This window comes from Desulfovibrio intestinalis, from assembly GCF_014202345.1.
GTDB classification, from domain to species: Bacteria; Desulfobacterota; Desulfovibrionia; order Desulfovibrionales; family Desulfovibrionaceae; genus Desulfovibrio; species Desulfovibrio intestinalis.
The window spans coordinates 72282-93132 of the sequence record NZ_JACHGO010000009.1; the positions used below are offsets into that span (position 1 = coordinate 72282).

Annotated in this window: 13 protein-coding genes, 1 tRNA gene and 1 riboswitch; of the genes, 7 read left to right on the forward strand and 7 right to left on the reverse strand. The window is 54.2% G+C overall.

Annotated features, from left to right (window positions below):
* Positions 1–416: 416 nt before the first annotated feature.
* Together HNQ38_RS13130 and HNQ38_RS13135 are read right to left on the reverse strand one after the other, a co-directional pair.
* Positions 417–1331 carry a sensor domain-containing diguanylate cyclase gene (locus HNQ38_RS13130; protein ID WP_183721974.1) on the reverse strand — a complete coding sequence of 305 codons (915 nt, stop codon included), beginning with the start codon at positions 1329–1331 and terminating at the stop codon, positions 417–419.
* A 213-nt stretch (positions 1332–1544) separates the two neighbouring features.
* On the reverse strand, positions 1545–3257 hold the full coding sequence (locus HNQ38_RS13135) for a 30S ribosomal protein S1 (protein WP_183721977.1): 1713 nt from the start codon (positions 3255–3257) through the stop codon (positions 1545–1547).
* Positions 3258–3423: 166 nt separating this feature from the next.
* Positions 3424–3646: riboswitch (cobalamin riboswitch) on the forward strand.
* Positions 3647–3680: 34 nt separating this feature from the next.
* Here HNQ38_RS13135 and HNQ38_RS13140 point away from each other — a divergent pair.
* Positions 3681–4601 carry a sirohydrochlorin cobaltochelatase gene (locus tag HNQ38_RS13140; RefSeq protein ID WP_183721980.1) on the forward strand — a complete coding sequence of 307 codons (921 nt, stop codon included), beginning with the start codon at positions 3681–3683 and terminating at the stop codon, positions 4599–4601.
* Positions 4602–5071: 470 nt separating this feature from the next.
* On the forward strand, positions 5072–5848 hold the full coding sequence (locus tag HNQ38_RS13145; RefSeq protein WP_183721983.1) for a helix-turn-helix transcriptional regulator: 777 nt from the start codon (positions 5072–5074) through the stop codon (positions 5846–5848).
* Between the two features lie 174 nt (positions 5849–6022).
* On the opposite strand, the gene HNQ38_RS13150 is transcribed toward HNQ38_RS13145, so the two are convergent.
* The 5 genes from HNQ38_RS13150 to HNQ38_RS13170 form a co-directional block, all read right to left on the reverse strand.
* Positions 6023–6592 (reverse strand): hypothetical protein, encoded by a 570-nt coding sequence (locus tag HNQ38_RS13150; protein ID WP_183721986.1) that lies wholly within the window; start codon positions 6590–6592, stop codon positions 6023–6025.
* Between the two features lie 428 nt (positions 6593–7020).
* Positions 7021–10140, reverse strand: coding sequence for a beta strand repeat-containing protein (locus HNQ38_RS13155; protein WP_183721989.1), 3120 nt, complete (start codon positions 10138–10140; stop codon positions 7021–7023).
* 757 nt (positions 10141–10897) lie between these two features.
* Positions 10898–12178 (reverse strand): phenylacetate--CoA ligase family protein, encoded by a 1281-nt coding sequence (locus HNQ38_RS13160; RefSeq protein WP_183721992.1) that lies wholly within the window; start codon positions 12176–12178, stop codon positions 10898–10900.
* A gap of 265 nt (positions 12179–12443) precedes the next feature.
* A complete protein-coding gene (locus HNQ38_RS13165; protein WP_183721995.1) occupies positions 12444–13505 on the reverse strand; it encodes an asparaginase in 1062 nt (353 codons plus the stop codon).
* A 105-nt stretch (positions 13506–13610) separates the two neighbouring features.
* A complete protein-coding gene (locus HNQ38_RS13170; RefSeq protein ID WP_183721998.1) occupies positions 13611–14093 on the reverse strand; it encodes a GNAT family N-acetyltransferase in 483 nt (160 codons plus the stop codon).
* Between the two features lie 431 nt (positions 14094–14524).
* Here HNQ38_RS13170 and HNQ38_RS13175 point away from each other — a divergent pair, with 431 nt between their 5' ends.
* From HNQ38_RS13175 to HNQ38_RS13195, 5 genes are all read left to right on the forward strand, one after another.
* Positions 14525–15796: an MFS transporter gene (locus HNQ38_RS13175; RefSeq protein ID WP_183722001.1), complete on the forward strand. Its 1272-nt coding sequence runs from the start codon at positions 14525–14527 to the stop codon at positions 15794–15796.
* Positions 15797–16700: 904 nt separating this feature from the next.
* Positions 16701–16777, forward strand: a tRNA-Met gene (locus HNQ38_RS13180).
* Between the two features lie 290 nt (positions 16778–17067).
* The gene (locus HNQ38_RS14415) at positions 17068–17310 is read left to right on the forward strand and encodes a helix-turn-helix domain-containing protein (protein ID WP_183722004.1); all 243 of its coding nucleotides are present in this window, start codon (positions 17068–17070) and stop codon (positions 17308–17310) included.
* A gap of 119 nt (positions 17311–17429) precedes the next feature.
* Positions 17430–17621 carry a hypothetical protein gene (locus tag HNQ38_RS13190; protein WP_183722007.1) on the forward strand — a complete coding sequence of 64 codons (192 nt, stop codon included), beginning with the start codon at positions 17430–17432 and terminating at the stop codon, positions 17619–17621.
* Positions 17622–17672: 51 nt separating this feature from the next.
* Positions 17673–20300, forward strand: a complete 2628-nt coding sequence (locus HNQ38_RS13195; RefSeq protein WP_183722010.1) for an AAA family ATPase — start codon at positions 17673–17675, stop codon at positions 20298–20300.
* Positions 20301–20851: the final 551 nt, after the last annotated feature.

The window sequence follows — 20851 nt, forward strand, 5'->3', positions numbered from 1 at the left end:
CGGCTCTTGCTCCGGGAGCTTCCTCGCTGCGCTCGGCGATCTCCCTGCGCGCCGCGCAATGCCAATGGCAGGTTGGCTTTGAATGGAAAAAATGGGGGCAAGAAAAGATAGTTTGGTGGCTTGGTGATGTGCAGAAAAATCAGGCAAGAAAAGAATATGCTGGCATTGAACGGACTTATCAGCGCACAAGAATACAGTTCCCGACAGGCGATGCGGCGGCGCTTTTGCCCGCGTCTTATCTGCACACAAGGGTGCAACGCGCCATGCAATGTCAGCAGAGCGGACTGGCTTTGATCGGGAAGGGCGAGGCAAGCAGGGATAATTGGCGGGCCGCATCATTAGATCAGGCATGAACTGGAGCTGATTATAGTTGTATAAGGTTTGCTGCTCCAGCCGTGTTGCGTGTTGTTTGTTACCTACACTGGCGCCACACATACATGGTTGCGACCAGCCTGTTTGGCCGCATACAAAGCCTTGTCTGCCTCGTGCAGCGTGCGCAGGCCGTCACCGTGTCCGTCATGTTCGCTGCAACCCAGGCTTACGCTCACAGGCTTTCCGTCTGGTCTGGCAACCCTCCCAGCCACGGCAGTACGTATTCTTTCTGCCGCAGACACGGCTTTTTTAAACGTGCAGTTTGGCAATAAAACCACAAATTCGTCACCGCCATAGCGGCAAATGATGTCATTACTGCGCGCACACTGGCGGATCGCCGCGCCCACATCCTTGAGAACGCTGTCGCCCGCCAGATGTCCGAACGTGTCGTTAATATCCTTGAACCGGTCCACATCCAGCATAATACAGCAGAAAGGCCTTTTTTCCACCTTGGCGTATTTGTCCAGCACAAGGTCCAGGTATTTTCTAGTCTGCAACTGGGTAAGGGAATCAGTCAGGCTGCTTTCGTCTGCCAGTTTGACCTTGGTGACCATTGAGTTCAACTGGCTCCGCAGTATGCCGATGGTGCGGCTTTGCTCTGTAATATCTACGATGACGCCCAGATACCCACGCACATTGTTTTCGTCTGTGAATCCGCCGCTCCAGTGCAGGCATGTGTGCATCTTGCCGTCCGCGAACCTGTAGCTGAAAATATGGTGGTTGAATTCCTGCTTATCCAGGGTGGCCATATCATCAGCCTGATACATTTCCCGCTCTTCTTCGGGCAGATGAGCCATCTCCAACACTGATTTGCCCAGAATATAATTCCGGCTCACGCCGAACATCACTTCATAAGCCTTGTTCACAAAAACAAAGTGCAGATTTTCATCTTTAAGAAAGATGGCGTTGGGCAGCATGTCCAGCACCATATTCAAATCGAATATATTTAAATTATTCATAAATTATCACTCGGCCTGCAGGCATTTTCAGTAGCGGCATTTTGCATGAAGTGTGTAAAGGCAGAACAGCAACACAAAAGGCAAGAAAGAATGTGCATGTAGTCGAGCATAATACACCACAACAAAGGCGCTCGCCAGATATTCCGGTAACCGAATGATACAAAAAGGGCGCTCCCAGTGGAAGCGCCCTTCATATCTTTTTCTAAAAACGGACTAGCCGTTTTCGCTTTCTTCGAACTTCTGCTTGAGCAAGTCGCCCAGGCTCTGGCCCGATTCCTGCGGCCCGGAATGGAATTCCTTGGGCTTGCGGCGTTCTTCCACTTCCTGAATCTGCTTGATGGACAGACCAAGGCGGCGTTCTTCAGCGCTGACGTGGATGACCTTGGCCTGGATTTCCTGGCCTTCTTTGTAGATTTCAGCCGGGGTCTTGACCTTTTTGCCAGACAGCTCGGAAACATGCACCAGGCCTTCAATGCCTTCTTCCACTTCAACAAAGAGGCCGAAGTCGGTGATGTTGGTCACGATGCCCTTGATGGTGCAACCCACGGGGTAGGTGGTGGGCACATGGCCCCAGGGATCGTCCACCAGCTGCTTGACGCCGAGGGTGAACTTTTCGCTTTCCTGATCCACGGTCAGTACTTTGGCCTGCACGGTATCGCCGACCTTGTACATTTCGTTGGGATGACGCACCTTCTTGGTCCAGGAAATATCGGACACATGAATGAGGCCGTCGATGCCGTCTTCGATACCAATGAACATGCCAAATTCGGTGATGTTCTTGATAACGCCTTCAAGCACGGTGCCTTCAGGATAACGTTCAGCCACGAGTTCCCAAGGATTGGGACGCACCTGCTTCATGCCGAGGCTGATGCGCTTCTTGTCGCCGTCCACACCCAGGATGACCACTTCGACTTCGTCGCCGGTGTGAACCATCTGGGAAGGATGACGCAGCTTGCGGGTCCAGGACATTTCAGAAATGTGCACAAGACCTTCAACGCCGGCTTCCAGCTCAACAAATGCGCCGTAGTCAACCAGGTTGGTGACTTTGCCGGAGCACTTGGCGCCTTCGGGGAAGCGGGCAGAAATGTCCTGCCACGGATCGGGCACGAGCTGCTTGAGGCCCAGGGAGACCTTGTTGTTGTCGCGGTCAAAGGAAAGCACCTTCAAGGTCAGTTCCTGACCGATGGTGATCATTTCCTTGGGATGACGGATGCGCTTCCAGCTCATGTCGGTGATGTGCAGCAGGCCGTCGAGGCCGCCCAGGTCCACGAACACGCCGTATTCGGTGATGTTCTTGGCCTTGCCCTGCACAGTCTGGTTTTCTTCGAGGGTGCGCAGCAGATCCTGACGCTTGGAATCGCGTTCTTCTTCAAGCAGCACGCGGCGCGAAACAATAACATTGCTGCGGCGGCGGTTGATCTTGAGCACGCGGAATTCGAACTCCTGGTTGACCAGGGCGTCCATGTCCGGCACGGGGCGCAGATCCACATGAGAACCGGGCAAAAATGCCTCGACTCCGCCGATGTCCACAGTGTAGCCGCCCTTGATGCGACGTACGATGTGGCCGGTGATGACCCTGTTGTTTTCCTGCACGTCTTCGAGCTGATCGAAGACCTGCATGCGTTTGGCCTTTTCAAAAGAAAGGGTAATGGTGCCGTCGTTTTCGTTCTTGCGAACAACGTACACGTCCACCTTGTCGCCCACGGCAACGACCATGTTACCAGCGGGATCGCGGAATTCAGCCGCGGGAATCTGACCCTCGGACTTGAAGTTCACGTCCACCAATACATTGTCTTCGTCCACGCGAACGATTTCGCCCTTGGTGATAGAGCCTTCTTCAAGGTCGCCAAAATCGGAAGTGAGGTAGTTTTCGAGAGCACTCTCGAAATTCATTTCGGTTTCGTGCCCGGTTTCCAAGCCTGCCATATGTCCAGCCTCCAAACATGATTTCCCTTTTTAAAGGGAGGTCGCATATGTAGCAGAAATTTGACGGAAGAACAAGGAAAAATAAGCTCAGATCGGCCAAGGAAGCCACAAAGCGGCCACCCAACAGGACTTGGGGACAACACGCAGTGCAACCGCCTGCCCTCCTTGACATTTGGCGCGCCCTGTTGTCCTGTACTCTTTTGGCGGGGAATTTCGTGCAAATCGAAAACAGTCGCGCTGCGGTAAGAGGGGACAAGGTTTCTTTTCGCCTGCTCAAGGTGGGCGGCGTTTGACAGCCAATCGCGCAAGCGGTGAAGGCGAAACCAAGGCGCGGGCACACAGCCCCACAACCCTCAAGTCCGAACATCCGCCGGGGCCAGAGCCCTTTTGCGAACCTTTCAACGCGATATTGAGGAGGTTGCCATGCCACGCACCCTGTCACATTTCGGGCTTCGCCCACTACTCTTTCTCCTGCTGCTGCTCGCGGCGCTCAGCCTTACCGGCACAAGCCACGCTTCCGGTGAAGCCGCACCCAAGGAAGGCATTTTGCTGGTGGCCTTTGGAACCAGCGTTCCCGAGGCTCAGCCCGCCTTCAAGGCTGTGGATGCGGAATTCAAAAAAGCTTTCCCCGGCGCGCCTGTGGTCTGGGCCTACACTTCACAGATCATCCGTAAAAAACTGGCCGAACAGGGTCAGCCTGTGGGCGGCATCAGCGACGGCTTGGCCCAGTTGGCCAAGGACGGCGTGAAAGTTGTGCGCGTGCAGTCGCTGCACGTTTTGGCCGGTGAGGAATTCACCGCTCTGGAACGGGCCGTGCTGCTTGACGTGAGCAAAAATCCCGGCCGCTTTGAGTCCGTATTTATGGGCCGTCCCATGCTGGAATCCAAGGGCGATGCCCAGGAACTGCTGGCTGCCATCAAGGCCGACACCAAGAGCGCCCGCGGCAAAAATACCGCCCTTGTGCTTATGGGTCACGGCCAGAGCCACGGCCGCGCCGACCTGGCATTTGAAGGCGTGTACGCTGTCTTCAAGTCCACTGACAAAAATATCCATATGGCCACTGTGGAAGGGGCGCGCAATTTTGACGACATGCTTGAAGGCCTCAAGGCCGCCAAGATCAAGCATGTGGTTATCGCTCCCCTGATGCTGGTAGCTGGCGACCACGCCCGCAACGACCTTGCAGGCGACGAGGACGATTCCTGGGCCACACAGCTCAAAAAAGCAGGAATCAAGGTTGACGCCCACCTGAAAGGCCTTGGCGAAACGCCCGGCGCTGCTGCCATTCTTGTGCGCCACGCCAAGGAAAGCACTGACGACCTGACCAAAGAACCCAGAAAGCCGTAGGGTTGCGCCCCGGCAAAGCAGGCAAAGCGTGTGCGGCAACGCCCGCACAACTGGAAATCAGAAGCAGGGCATGGCCTTGCCGCGCTGTTATAGCTGACTGATTTTCGTGCACTTCCGCACGGCGGCCCTGCTGGCCATAGCGGTGCAAAACCTGCGAAGCAGGGGTTGTCATCAAATCTGGGAAGGGCCGGAGCAAATGCTCCGGCCCTTCTGTTTTGCCCACAGAACAATACAAGACATCCTTACAGACAGGGTCTTATTGCGCAGTATTCCGCCGCCTGCTTCCTGCCCAAAGCGAGAGACACCCGCCCTCTCTTGCTGCTTGATGCAGACTTCCGATTTTTTATTGTTTTGTTGTGAAGCCGGGGGGTACACAATGCCGTTTTTTTCATGTAGCATATGTAAAATTTCAATATAAAGCGTCGGCAGTCGGGCACGATCTATCGGCGTTATCCACAGGGGAGGCCCGCATGCCCAAGCAAAGTCGCAAGATATCTCCACCGCGGCCCGCAGCCGCCCCCCGCCGCACAGCCAGAGGCGCGCGCGTTCACTCTCTGGATACTGAAAAAATCAACTGCCGCGCAGCCGAAACGCAGGCCATTTTTGCCAATGCCAAGCGAATGGCGGGCATGGTGGCGCGCACGCTGGGGCCTTTTTGCGAAGTGGCGGTACACGACTTCAGCGATCTTGAGCATTCCATCATCCATATCGAAGGCTCCCTTACCGGGCGTAATGTGGGCGCTCCTGCCACCAACATGGTTACCAAGGCGTGGCGTCAGGGCGGCGACAAGGTGCAGGACATTATAGCTTATTCCGCTACCACGCCTTCGGGGCAGACGCTCAAATCGTCCATAAGCTTTTTGCGTACCAGTGAAGGTGAAGTCATCGGAGCCGTGTGCATACACTTTGACCTCACGGATCTGGAGCGTTTTCAGGGTGTTCTGCACGCACTGCTGCGCTTTGAAAACGCCCCCGGCAAGGAAATGAGCGAGGCCTTTCCCTCCTGTTTGGGCGAAACAAGCGATGCCATCATTGAGACGGCCATTCGCAGGGCGGGCAAACACCCCGCAACCATGTCGAGAGAAGAAAAACTGAATTTTGTGCGGATAATGGATGAGGAAGGGGCCTTTCTCATCAAGGGAATGGTACAGTATCTGGCCAAGGCCATGCGGGTGTCCATCTATACCGTGTACAACTACATGCGGCAGGTCAAGGAAGATGCCCACCGCGAGGTATCAGCGAACTAGCGCAGATGCCTTTTGAAATGCATTACATTTCAAAGTTGCCGTTCAGCCGAAAAGTACGATTTTCGGCTGAACCCACACAGCGCAACGTTCAGCATTTAGCTTTTTTCAAAGGTAAAATGCTCTGGCATTTTTCGCATTCTCAAACGCACCTTGCACCACCTGCCTGGCGGGGGACTATATCACCACCACAAGCGCCATCAGCCCGCCCTGTATGGCCACTGCCGCCGCAAGGGCCAGCCACCGTGCACCGCGCCCGAGCCCGGCGGGGGGGCAGCCTGCAAACACGGCCCATGCTCCCTGCAAAACACGCTTGAGCGGCCATACCAGTGCCAGCACCAGCCATAGCAACCCCGCGCAGGTGAAATACCGAATTTCGCCTATTGCCCAAAAGCGCTCTAAAACCACGCTCAAATCTATCTGATTGGCGCTGTATGCCGTGCCTATTCCCTCAACAAGGTCCAGAACCGCTACTTCGCTGTATACGATACCCATAGCTGCAAACAGTCCTACAAGCACTACCAGCAGGAAAAAAAGCAGCCAGAATGTGTGCAGCTGCCATTGGGCATGGCTTTCTGAAAGCGTGTCCTGACGGGCTGCGGCCATATGGCGCAGTATGAGAGCAACTATCAGCACTGGCAGCGGCAACAGCCCGAGCACAGGCAGCCACAGAGCAAAGGCGCCGCCAGCCAGACAAATATATCCGGCCCAGAACAGCCCAAGCGTCAACATATTGCCTGTGAACATTGCGCCTCCAACGAAAAGTTCGCCTACTCGATAAACAGTGCTGTTCTATAGTCTCACGCCGTCTCTCTGCGGGCAAGCGCCGTGCATGCGCCAGTTCAAGCGCTTGGGCAAGCACTTGAACGCCCCGGCGGTGAACAACCGTTCAATCGCTTTGGCAAGCGACTGGCCAGGCGGCAGGACAAGCGCCGCGCATACACCTGGACCAAACATATGAGCCCCGGCGGCGCAGCGCAGCCGGCCGCCGCGTAGCAGCGTGATCTTTGCCGTGAATTACGTTTTCGATGATATGCGTATCTGCACTATACAACACCCAACGTCAATCGCCTCAGTTGTTCACGGCTCATATTGGCGCTCATGCATACGAAAAGCCGCCGCCCAGGCAGAAACCCGGACGGCGGCCATATGTATGCCAAAGCGAGAATCTTCGGCTATCCGCCGGATTCAGAAGCTATCTGCTGCTGCACAACCAGCGCGTTCACATCATCATCCACATTGTCGGCGTGCATATCATTGCTGAAGTTTGAAGCATCGCCGCCGTCGCCGCTATCGTGTTCACTTTGACCAGTAAGCCCGGCCTCGCGGTAGCCGTCGGGCATATCCTCGCTCATCGAAGTCATGAAGGGCACTGTGCTGTCAGAGTAGTTGACCACATAGTCGCTAAAATGCCCGCTGTTCAGGTAGGCGTGCAGGTCTGCCGCATCCGCAGGGCTCAACCCGTTGATGTTCACGTGAATTTCTTCAACATCAATGCTGCTCAGATTGTTTTGCAGCCATGTATCGTACTTGGCTATAAAATCGGCGTAGGAGTCGGCCTTGAGCACAAGCAGGTCATAGCCGTCGCCGCCAGTGATGCTGAGGTTGCCATGCACATTGCCGTCAACCGTCACCACATCGTCGCCATCGCCAAGATTGATGCTGCTGTTCCCTCCGGTAATATCCCCGTGGATATTCACACGCCCATCGCCAGCACCCATTATGATCTTGTTTGTACCGCCAGCGATATTGCCGTTCAACGTGAAGATGTCGTTGCCATCGCCCATGTTGAAGGTATTTGTTCCGCCGCGCAGGTTGCCGTTGATTTCGATGTTGTCGTTGCCGCTGCCGGTATTAACCGTGTTGATGTAGCCGCCGAGATCTCCGTTGAGGGTGATGCTGTCACCCTGCACATCCCCAGCCTTGCTACCGCCCTGGATAAGATTGATGCCGCCCGCATTGCCATACATGGCATAGGCCTGCCCAGCGGTTCCGGCCTTGGCTGTAATAACCACCGTGATGGCGCTGTCTGTATTTTCAATAATATTCTGGGTAGAGGTTCCCCATCCGTCACGGGTATACATGCCGTAGGCCCAGCCATCGGCGCTGCCACTGGCATCAGCAGTGATATTTACATTATTGACATTGCTGATCTTGTTGACGGCAGTGCCCCAGGCAGCATTCATGCCGAAGGCTCCTCCATGGGTATCCATATAGTCTGTAGAAAGCGTCTGCGTGCCTGTAAAGATGGCATTTATGTTCAGCGTATCATCGCCGCTGCCGCCGTTAATGATAGTTTGCCCGCCAGCTTGCGCTGCAAGGCCAATGGCCGCTGCGCCATTGTGGGCGGAAGCATTGAGGTTGATGACGTCGTCACCGTCTCCGGTGTTGATATTGGTCACGCCATAGTTGGTTGAAAAGATACTCGTACCCCAACTGGGCGCGCTGCCTGTGATGTTCAGTTCGTTGTCGCCATCGGACGTGTTGATATTGACGTTGCCGCCGTACCCCGCATAGATGCCCGTGGCCGTACCCTTGGACGAAGCGGCGTCCACAGTGGCGGAAATGTCCACATCGCCCGCATCAATATTGATATACGACTTGCCGCCCTGACCCGCCTGATTCAGGTTGCCTGAAGCCGTAAGCCCCATAGAGGTAAAGCCCGCTGGCCTGCCGCCGCTCCAGGCAACCCCTGAATAGGGGCTGCTGTAGGGTGAGGTTTCCTGATATGCTGAAGCACTGAACTTGCCGTCATCGGCAGTTTCAATATTCAGGGTTGTGCCTGCTGTGGTGCGGAATACGTTGCTCATGACAGATCCGTCTGCACCGCTGCCTGCGTAGGCTTTGGCGTCACCGCTGACATTCTGCCCGCTGATATTCACAGTGGCCTGATCTTTGACGTAAACCGCCGAAGACATATAATTGATGCTGCCGCCCGTAGACGTGCTGGAAAAATTAACGTCACCTTCAGCTTCCACATTCACGGTGGACTTGCCAGCTCCCCATATGCCCACCGCCGTCATTTCATTGCCTTCGGCGGTAAAGTTTATGTCGCGCCCGCGCACGTTGGCTGTCGCTTCATAAAAATTGCCGTTGTCGTCCTGGCCGCTTCCGGTGACCATAGCCATGGCCGTACCCGTGTCCGAGGTGGCGCTCATGTTAACGTCGCCCTTTGTGCCAGCGTCAATGGTGGAAGTTACGTCGTGCTTGAAAGCATGCGCATAGTTACCATAGGCATTGCCGTTCTCGGCCTTGGCTGAAACATCAATCTTGCCCTCGGTGTCATGAGCAAAATTAATATCGGTATTGCGCGTGCCATACGCATTGCCAGATGTTTTGCTATGCTCCACAAGAGCGTTGTTATAACTGTCGCCGCCCAGCTTGATGCTTTCTTCATCAACTACCTTGCCGTGCGAGGAGTACCATTCGCCCTTCAACGGCCCGCCAAGGTCAGTTTCGCCTTCACGCTGCACATAGTCATACGAAGAACTGTCGTTGCCGAGCAGATCCATATTGTAGGTCTTTCCGCCTACAGTCACTTCAAGCACGGAATCAAACTTGTTGCCCGCGGCCAGAGCCGCCTGTCCCGCCGCCGTAAGCGTAATGGTGATGAGCCCTGTAACAGGGTCAACAACAGGAGCATTAAAATACGCGGAGGAGCCACCCGCAAAATTCAGACTCAACTGGCTGGGGTCTGTGACCAGATTGCCGTTTTCGTCAATGGCCTGAAATACCATAGGCTGACTGGCATCAGCGCCCACCACGAGGCGCGTATGATAGCCAGAGGGTGCCGGAGGCGTCGGGGGCGTCGGAGGCATCGGGGTCAGACCATCATTGCCATCCGGCCCGCTTCCATCACGCGCAAGCAGGCTATCCGCCGCCAGAGTGTCGGCAGCAACGCCTGCGGTCTGCATACCCCAATCCAACCCGCCAAGATGGTCGATGCCCGAATCAAGGCTGGCGTCCGCATGTTCCGCATAATGAGAACTGCGCTCGGCAGAAGTTGGCCCGGCAGCGGGCATAAGGTCATCCTGCCCCAGGGCGCTGAAAAAGTCCTTTCCGGAAACCTCCTGCCCTTCCACGATAAAGTCAGGGGTGTTCGCACTGGTGTAGTCGGAATAAAAACCGTCAAGACTGATTTTTGCGCCGCCTTCAAACGTAAAAGTCAGCGCGTTTCCATCACGGGCAAGGGTTGCGTCGGTAGCAGGAAAATCAAGAACAATGCGTCCTTCCGCAATATTGCCAACCACTGCCTGCTGGCCGCCCTGGGGACGGGTAAGAACGAGATCAGCCATAGTAAACTCCCAAAATGTATTTGGACAGAGCTTCTGGCAAGTAACAGACTGCGACTCGTGTGGCTGGCTCTGCCCCGGTGCCCAGCGAAGACAGCATGCCTTTCGCCAAAGCAGAACGGCGGTAGCAGCGTCGCAGGACAACCAGATCAATCAAAGATATTGAGGAAAACTTGGAAAAGGCAAAAGCTTGAAACAATTTGCCGGCCCTTGAGAGAGGGCCAAATTGGGAAGGGTGGGCAATCTCTAAGACAGATTGCGTGACGGGGTCACACTGTAAAAATAACTTAAAAATAGTATCTGTCAAGTTTCACAGATACACGGAGTCTTGAATCCATATGTAAAGCTATAAAAAACCTAAAAATACAACGAACACTTTCTATTACCATACAGCATGTTACGCACTTACTTGGCAGATTTTAGAGTCTACTGCGGATTTTTGAGCACGCTTTTATAAAAATATTTTTTTGCGGCAAAACAAGGCGCCTGCCACTTCAGACGACGGTTCTGTAGCAGCCCCGGATCGTATTGTTGCGCAAGACCATCCATTGATTAATATTCTGACAGATTTTACCGATGGCCGAAAGGGCATCGCCATCCGGCAGGAAGTGGCGGCAGTTGGCAGAATGCTTTGCAGTTAGCCGCTGCGAAAAAGTTGATACCTCGCAAAGGCCATATGGGCGCCTTCGAAACTGCTTTTGTTCCGAAGGCGCCCATATGGCAAAATCCGGCGCACACAAGGTGCAAGCGCCCGATGCGATCAGCGTTTGTCCACAACCCGCCGCGATTTACTAAACGTGCGCGGCAATGTGGCGTAATCCACCACCTCTACCTGCATACGGGCCAGTATGGCCTTGTGCAGCCGATGCTCCAGAGCCTGAGCCAGGGCGGCGTCGTTGCCGCTGCCTGCCCCCTGGGCGCGCTCCACAGTCAGAGCCAGGTGGTCGAGACCGCGGTCGTCACGCGTAAGCTCCACCTGATATTCCCCGCCAAGCTCTGCAAATTCGCCAATAACGGCCATATACTGACCGGGGTAAATGTTGACTCCCCGGTAGATGAGCATGTCGTCAGAGCGGCCAAGAATGCGGTCATGCCTGGGCATGTTCAGCCCACAGGCGCAACGCCCCGGCAGAAGGCGGCACAGGTCGTGCGTGCGGTAGCGCAACAGGGGCACGGCCTCCTTGCGAAGACTGGTGACAACCATTTCGCCCACTTCGCCCTCGGGAACGGGCTGCAAGGTCACGGGATCAAGCACTTCAATGATGAAAAGATCCGCCCAGTAGTGCAGGCCATTGTGGGCGTCGCAGTCAATGGCCGTACCGGGCCCGTACATTTCGGTCATGCCCGCTATATCATAACAGCCCTCAAGCCCCAGCTTGGCTTCAATGGTCTGGCGCATTTTTTCGCTGCGCGCTTCGGAACCGCAGATCATCTTGCGCAGCTTGATTTTTTTGCCCAGATCCGCGCGCTCCACTTCTTCGGCCAGCAGAAGGGCCATCGAAGCCGTCGCCCCGAAACAGGTGGTTTCAAGGTCCTGCAAAAGTTGCAGATGCATTTCAAGATTGCCTGGCCCCACAGGCACGGTGAGCATGCCAAGCTTTTCGCTGCCGCCCTGAAAACCCACGCCCGCCGTCCACAGGCCATAGCCCACGGCGATCTGCATGCGGTCTTCTGCCGTGAGGCCCGCCAGTTCATAGCAACGGGCCATCTGCAGATTGAATGTATCCACGTCTGCTGCGGAATACGCCAGAATTTTGCGTTTTCCGGTGGTGCCGCTGGAGGCGTGGATGCGCACCACGTCAGTGGGTGGAACGCAGAGCAGTGGCAGAGGATAGCCTTCGCGCAGGTCGTCCACATCCACAGTGGGCAGACGGGTAAGGTCGTCCAGTCCCAGCTGGTCGCCGGGGTTCAGGCCACAGGCGCGTAACTTGCTGCTGTACTGCGGTGAATTCCAGACGCGAGCGAAAGTGCTGCGCAAACCTTCTTCCTGCTGGCGGCGGATATCTTCATCTTCAAGCTGGGGAATGAAGCGGTAGGACATGCTTCTGCGGCTCCTTCAGGCTATTGGCGCGGGGCTGGAGGCCCGGCACATAAACAAAGGGCGATTGTGCGTCTTTTACGTTTCGCAGGCAAGCCCGGCGCGTTGGCGACAGTAGCGGCAATGGGCCTGTTGGAGCGGATAACTTTCATTGTTCCGCATCTCAAAGGCCGCATTTTTGTCCAACGCAGTATGCCGCTGCGTCCACGCCAAGCAAGAGCAGGCACGCGGCCTGCTCACTGCCGTGCGCATTTTTTTGGCAAAAACACTATACTTCGCGGCAATGCATGAAAGCCCGGCGCACACTTGCCACCAGCGCTTCCGGGCTGTGCGCGCCCTGACGCCCGGCCTCGGCCAGAGCCAGCATGAGCAGCACCCGCGCCTTTGGCGTGGAGAGCATGCCCGAGGCTATAAAGGACGCGTATTCCTCCAGATCAGTCACAGGAGCGCCTCCGGTACGGCTGGCGCGCACCACGGGTTTGCCTGCCTTGACGGCCTGATCCAGAGCCTTGCGAACATCTGACGGCATGGATCCGTTGCCCATACCCGCCACCACCAGACCGGACGAGCGTTCCAGAGAAAAAAGCGCCGCGTCTAGGGGCATGCCCGCGCAGGCGTAGAGCACATCCACTCGCGGCAGATTATCCTTTCCGGCATGAACCGCGTAGGTCCCGGCCAGGGCTGGGCCGTCCTCACCGCTGTGATAGAACACGGGGCGTCCGTTTATGACGCGGCCAAGCAGGCCGGATTCCAGCGCGCGAAAGGCCTCAACATCCAGCGTTCCGGCCTTTACAGCCGTGCGGGCCGAGATGATGCGCCCGTTCATGACAATAAGTGCGCCGCGCCCGCGCGCCTGCGGGCTGGCGGCCACTGCCACAGCGTCTCTGATATTGATGGGACCGTCCGCGCTCAAGGAGGTGGCCGGGCGCATGGCCCCGGTGAGCACCACGGGCTTGAAGCTGTTCATGGTCAGATGCAGATAGAAGGCTGATTCTTCAAGCGTGTCGGTGCCGTGGGTGAGAACAACGCCGCACATGGCTTCATCGTCCAAAGCCTGCGCACAGTCGCGGCCAAGCTTGGCCCAATGGCAGGGGCGCATGTCCTCACTGGGCAGGTTGCCGCACTGGCGGCTGGCTATACGCGCCACGCCTTCGATGCCGGGCAGGCTTTCCAGCATGCACTCCACCGACAACACGCCAGCCTGGTAACTTATTTGCTCCAGCGGGGTGTCGGCCACTCCGGCGATGGTGCCACCCGTGCCCAGCAGGGCAACCTGGGGCAGTACGGCGGATTCTGAACTATTGGCATCCGAGCGTGGTGCTTGGCTCATGAGGGCTCCCGCCGCGATGGATTTTCCGCGCCTTGCGGCGGGCTGTCGTGTGCGGCATTTACGGCTTTATATGGTACACTGTTGTGTATACAGATTCTGAAAATCTTATCGTGGCGGCAGTACGGGCGCAGTCCACCGCATGGCAATCTGCGGCTGCCCGGTGTGCCCGCAGACGCTTTCACCCACAGGCACAAAACCCATGCCTTCGTAAAACGCCAGCGCGCCTGTGTTGGCGCGGTAAACATCAAGCCGCAGGCTGTTCCGTCCTTGCATGACATGCCGCAGAAGCACACTGCCAAGCCCCTTGCGCCAACAGGCCGGGGCCACGAAAAGCGCTGCCAGCAAATCCTCATCCTCAGGCCTGCACGAAGCGGCAAAGGCAAGTGGACGCTCGCCGCTCTTGAGCAGGATCACCTGCGAAGATGGCAAATAGTGCTGCTCCATAGCCTTGCGCTGCGCCTTCCACAGTGATGGGTCCACAAAATCGTGGGCCAAAAGGGACGCTTCAAGCCAAATGTTTGCGCAGGTGGCGTAGTCTTCAGGCGTACTGGCTGGAACAGGCCGTGCGTTGGCATAACATGTGTTCATACAATTGCTTTATGCTTAAGCGAGCCCGCTCGACGCGTCAACGATGCGAAAGATGCAGTAACGACGCGGCAACTACGCAAGGCATGGAACAATGGCGCGGCTGGCGCATCCTTGCTTAAAACGGCACCTTTGGCTTGAGCAAGACAGCGCCCCGCTTGGCCGCCACATGGCCTTGGCAACAACATATTTGTGCGTGCAGGGCATCCACCGGGGCGCAGCGGACGGGCCAGACGCGGCTGGCGCGACGAAATACGCACGGCTAAATTGAGATGGCGGATCTGGTAATTTCATGCTGCCCCGTCCTCCAAACTCTATCCGGCAGAAAAGTCAAAAGCGCCAGAACATCAATTATAACTAACTGATATTGAATAATAAAATTCAGTTAAATTGCGACTCTTGGTTTTGCAATGGCATTGGTGTAGCGTGCCCCAATGGACAAAAAAAAGATATCTCTCGTGTCGCTGGGGCATCTGTCTTGTGACATTAACGGCGGGGCTCTCCCCGCTGTTCTGCCCTTTTTGCGCACGCATTATGGGCTGACATACCAGGCCACAGGCGGGCTCATGTTTGCCTACTCCTGCCTTTCATCCATTATTCAGCCCATCTTCGGCCTTATGGCAGACAGGCTCTCCAAGCCCTGGCTCATACCGCTGGGTGTTTTTCTGGCTGGCCTTGGACTGACCACCGTGGGCTTCATGTCCAGCTATTGGGCCATCTTCGCGGCTATTGGCGTCAGCGGCGTGGGCGCGGCTCTCTTTCATCCCGAAGGCGCACGGTTTGCCAACAAGGTGTCCGGCCAGAGCAAGGGCACGGGCATGAGCATATTTTCCATCGGCGGCAACGCTGGCTTTGTTCTCGGCCCGCTGCTGGCCACCTTTTTTCTAAGCTGGTTCGGCATGCCGGGCATGGTCATTTTTGGCCTGCTCGCCACAGTGACGGCATCCATTCTTACGTTGCTCATCATGCGTATGGTTGCCCCCGAGGCTGCGGCAGCGGCTCAACGGACTGCGCAGGCAGCCTATGGAAACACCCCAGGCGCTATGGGCACGCCGTCCGCCGATGCATCCACTGAAGCACAGGGCGAAGTGTCGGGCGACGCCGCAAAACCCAATGACGCCGATGCCCCGCAAAATAACTGGCGCGAGTTTTCAAAACTCACGGGAGCCATCATTACGCGCTCCATCCTCTTTATTGGCTTCAATACCTTTATTCCGCTGTACTGGGTCAATGGATTTGGACAAAGCAAGGCCGCCGGAGCCGTAGCCCTGACCATTTTTTCCACTTTCGGCGTCATGAGCAACATTCTTGGCGGCGTTCTGGCCGACAAGTACGGCTTCCGGGCCATAGTGCGTCTGGGATTCGCCTTGGTGACGCCCGTTGTGCTGGCCTTCAGCCTCATGCCCGGCCTTTACGCAGCCTACGCAATGCTGCCGTTGCTGGGCTTTGTGCTCTATGTGCCGTTCAGTTCGCTGGTTGTGCTGGGGCAGACATACCTTGCCCGCAATATCGGCTTTGCCTCGGGCGTGACCTTGGGGCTGGCCACGAGCTTGGGCGGCGTGTTCGCGCCAGTGCTGGGATGGGTGGCCGACAATCACGGCCTGCCGCGAACCTTCCAGTGCCTGGCCCTGGTAGCTCTGGTGGGCACGGTGTTCGCCTACTCGCTGCGCAAATACGAGGAAAAAAAGAAGCCCGCCAAGGCTTAACCGCAAGATGCTCGCGGCTGAGGCATAAAGGGTTCAGGATTCTGTGCAATGTATTTTCAAAATGATTACCGCCAGCATCAAGGGCTAAAGGTGGACATACCCGCCTCCTGCTTTGCGACAATACGGTGCGGTCAAATTTCGGGGGCATTCCATAGATAGAGTGCTTTAAGGCTGTCCAATTATAAAACGCCTCACATTTCAAAGTTGGCATTCTGCCGAAAATATAATCTTGGCAGAATCCGCACCACGCAGTGCGACCACTGCACGGGAACGCCACATCAGAGCATTTAAAATTTTCAAAATCAAAATGACCTCAAAGCAAGCGCGTCCTGCCGGAACATTCTGACGGGACGCGCTTGCTTTTCTTTTGTTCTTGGATTGCCCCAATACCCGGGAGGATTTCCTGGTCGTCACCATTGTGCGCTAATGAGCCAAACGTCATGTAAAATTTGTGCATAACATAAGTAACAATCTAATTTAATTAATTTTATACAGATGATTAGGTGTTACTAATGTAAGCAAATTCGGCGTTTTGCCCGGACAACCTTGCTGTTCAAAGCATCGAGAGCATTTTACGACTCTTCGTGATCGTGGTCGTAACTCGGCGTGAGCATTGTTCCTAATCATCTCAACATACCAAATTTAAACAATAAAGTTAGAATAACACTGTTCGTAACATGCATGTGCATTTTGCCTCTAACCCGCTAGCTGCAACGCCAGCTCCGCATTTACGCACAGCTTAAGGCACGACATCCAAGCCCCATGCGACGCTCAATCCCTGCTGCAAACCGTGGCACTATCCACATGATTTTTTTGGCTCAAAAAAATAATTTCAAATTTATGCTTGACACCTCACCACCAAAGGGCTAGATATCTGCTTCGCAACAACGAATTGTTGCCGTGTCGCGGGGTGGAGCAGCTCGGTAGCTCGTCGGGCTCATAACCCGAAGGTCGTAGGTTCAAATCCTGCCCCCGCAACCAGATAATTCAAGCCCTTACGGAGACGAGCCGTAAGGGCTTTTTCTTTTTTCCAACCATATTTCCAACACAGACGGCACACTTCTGTAGCAATACATACAAAAAAACATCCCCCCGCCCAACCAATTCTGGCTCTCATTCATAAATCATCCTTCAGACGTTGCACCTGAAGGATGATTTTTCTTATCCATTTTTCCACCATTACGTTTCACACCAAATTATTCATTTGGTGTCCGTGCTATTTTTTTCAATCTGGTGTTTATGCTGGCTATCGCTCTTTCTGGGAGGCCACAATGGACACGACAGCAACGGATTTACAACTCGCCCTACCACACGAACTTGCCAACTTCTGGGTCAATGAAAAGAACGCCGCACGCATCTTAGGACTGAGCGTGCATACGCTCAGGGCAATGAGGTCAAAAGGCCATAGTGGCCCTGCCTATTCCAAAATAGGCAAGTCGGTGCGGTACTCATATACGGACCTAGTTGATTTCATGGAGTCTCGACGGATTCTCCCGCCACCTCGGCAGCAGTAGCCCGATGCTAAGATCTCGAGCCCCACCAAGAAATGTGAGGATAAAAATTTCTCTAAATTGGTAGTCCCTACTCACCGTCTAACGATCACTTCTATGAAGTATAAACATTGGGAGGCGATATGCCTACTGAGATCACCCAACACCACGGAATAAAAGCCACAACCCCAAGCAGTAACGATGGCGAGGTTCTTGTCGTTCAAAATGGATCAACGAGCAATCTTGAGGCCGCCCTTACGGCTATTGGTAACACCGGATTTGGGAACAAACCTATAAAAATATCTGTCATCACTCTGGAAATCAACCAACCATAATTGAATACTGTGGGGGCTGGAAGAAACCAGCCCCCACGCATGGAGTAACACATGAATGACTTAAGAAAAATAAACGATATTGCCAGAAGATTTAAGATGAATATTACCCTTGGTGAATGTTCTTCTGCCACTCTTGGAGGAGCGCAGGAAAGACATTGCAATACTCCGACACCTGTAAAAAATGCAACGCTGGATGCCACTGCCAGTCCAGCGTTGGCTCCAATGTGGGCGTATACCCCAGCATGGAACTATTCCTATCACGGCTCATTTAACCGCACATATAAACGAACTGACTTCTTACATCTTATTGCTAAATGGCCTTCGTCGCATAAGTCAGCCACCTGCCCGATGGGCGTTGACTTACAGGGGAGGCATCCCTTCTCGCATTCTTTTGGAGCCGCTATCGGTGGCGCTACCATATCGAATAATTACGGATTAGAAGATGAACTTGTCCTTGAAACTATTTTTGAAGCGCTTCTTGAACGTGAGGCTACCTCTCAGTTTTACGAAAAAACAGATAACAACTACATTAAGCTGGTCACACTCACCAGAGACGAAGACGTACAGCTCTTCGTTTCAGTTGAGGCTGATGGTAAGCCACGCTGGAGAATAAACTATGGCAGTACTACAGGCACCACATGGACACGGCTGATCTCTATTGTTTTTAACTTGTCCCACAGGGATGCCTTGGCGACTCTGGCCAATATCCTGAACATGAGCTTTGATAACCTTTCTAAGCTTTCCAGTGATAGGCACACCGCTGAACTCAATGGTGGATCGCGGCTAATCGAAGATGTGCCAGCCTCTCTTCATCTGCCTGGACTTCCGGCTGGATCGGCTTGCGCTGAGCTGATGGAGAAAAAGTACATCTACGGCAATGCTGGTCAGATAATCGGAGCCATCCTGCGCTATCGGTTGAATGGAAATGATTTCTGCCTGCCTGCCACTGTTGGTCATGGGGTTCTTTGCATGGGGAAATACAAGCCGACAGCCCACTTCCTCAATCAACACCTTATGGACAAGTACCAGTTCGCCAAAATTATTTTTTGCCAGGATATGCGCACAGCCCTTTCCCTTGAGCGTATATTTGGCGAAACCCGAGGCGATAGCGCCGAAAAATGCATTGTGACAGCCCATCTCGGAGATGATCTTTCTGTGCTGCCTTGGAATTACTTTCATGGTCATGAGGTTGTGTTTATCCCTGCTCCGACAAAAGAATGCATGGCGCTAGTCAAATTGTACAAGGATTACATTGCAGGCGCACAGGCTAAGAGTTTCCGTATCTATTCTGGCTTTTTTCTGCACTCCCAGCCAGGCTGTGACCTGACAGGCCATGTGGAAGGCATCACAGATGCCGAGGAAGAACTGCTGCACAAGGCTGTGTGGCTTGATACCGTTGAGCGTCCCACGTGGCTGATGGAACAGGTGGTCAAGCGGGGCGTTTCCTACGATGAATTCGTGGCATGGGGGCAGAAGCTGGGCATTTTCAAAAAGCCAAAAGAGCAGAGCAAAAACAACGAGGCCTCCTCGTGTAACTCTTTATCTCTGTTTCAACCTCGCATTGGCTTGACAGCAACACCGCTGACGAACGTCACGGATGTTACCACCAAGCAGATCGTTGTACCGGGTGGTATCACCTTACTGCATGGCTTGAAGGATTCCGGTAAAAGCATCACCTGCATTTCCGCTGCCAAGGCTATCATCACCGGTGAAGGGTTGTTTGAGGTTTTTACTGCAGGGGAATCCAGAAATATTCTGTATTTGGATAGTGAGACACCACAGGATCTTCTTACAGAACGACTTGATCAGTTTGGCCTTCTTGAAGAGATTGGCAATCGCCTGTTTCTGCTCTCAAAGTTTGACCTCCAAGGCAACGACCTTGCCTTCTCCATTATGGACCAGAAATTCCGTGACTATGTGGAAGACATCATGCGTGCGCAGAACTGCGGCTATCTCGTGCTGGACAATCTTACTTCCCTTATGGACGATGGCAGCATCTATCATTCCACCACCGTCAGTAAACTTTTTGAAGACTGGATTGACAACCTGGCAAGACAAGGTCTTGGAGTGGTCATGGTCAGTCACACTCAAGAAGGCCCCAGCGCGGGTACCGCCGCTGCAAAAACACGAGGCTGTGAGGAGTTTTCCATTCGTGCGCATACTGAAATCGTATTAGTTCGGGGTACGGAAATATTGGAGAAGAAACTCGGAACAGAAGTCGTGCAGCATAAAGCTACGCAGGATGGATTAACGGTTGGTATTTGTTTTAAGGTCTGCAAAGTAGCTTGCATCCTCCAGAAAAAGACCTTCTGGCTGCATCTGCCACTAGGGGCTTCGGAATGGGAATTACTGGCCGCCACCGGTGTGGACGGCAAGGAGATTAAAGTCTCATCTGAAAAAAAGGAAACCTGCATTGAGCCTACGCTCGACGAGGGGCTCCCTCCCACAGTAATGGGAGATCTACCTACTCAGACGACCAAACATTCTCTTTCCCCTGATCAGAAAAAAACTCTTGGGATTTTGCAAAAAGGTTCTGCCAAGTGCAAAGAAATCCAGCAGCAATTGGATGTTTGCGAAGATAAGACGCGCGATCTCTTAAAGTCTCTTATCGATGTTGGTATGGTTACCAAAGAAGGCCAAGGGAAGGCGACTTACTACGCCTTGAAGTCCTCATCGTAGGGCGCCATTCGATACAATCGCAGATCCCCCTGAATACGGCTTGTATTCGTGGGGATCTCTTTGTTTGGGGCTCCAATATTCTGAATGTCGCCCGTCTTGCTCATGATTTGCCTTGAGAGCAACAGGTTTTGCCCTTCGAAATCGCTGGATTTGTACTGTAAATACCCTGGAAAATCATGTCTCGGCTTTAGCTCATGTCAATAATTTCAGGATATTGAACTAGCAGGTGTTTCCTGCTGCTGCTCAGTAAAAGGCTTGTCATTTTGACTGGCTTCTGTGCCTCCTGGAGCACTCTCGGCACAGTCCAGTCGGTCAGATGTTATTGGCCATCTGTCACTGATTCTTCTTGATACCCATACTGGCAGCTACTAAATCTTTGGGCGCTCACAAAGCTGTTCTACTTGCATAGGTCATGGCGCTTAGCTCATTCATTAAGGTCCTTTCAGCAGAAGAAGCTGTAAACCTCCCCAAGTTAGTGCCACCCGAAGGTAGAGACTTTCTGGGGTGAATTGATTTCCAAATACTCAGCCGGAGGAATGTTGCCCAAGGAC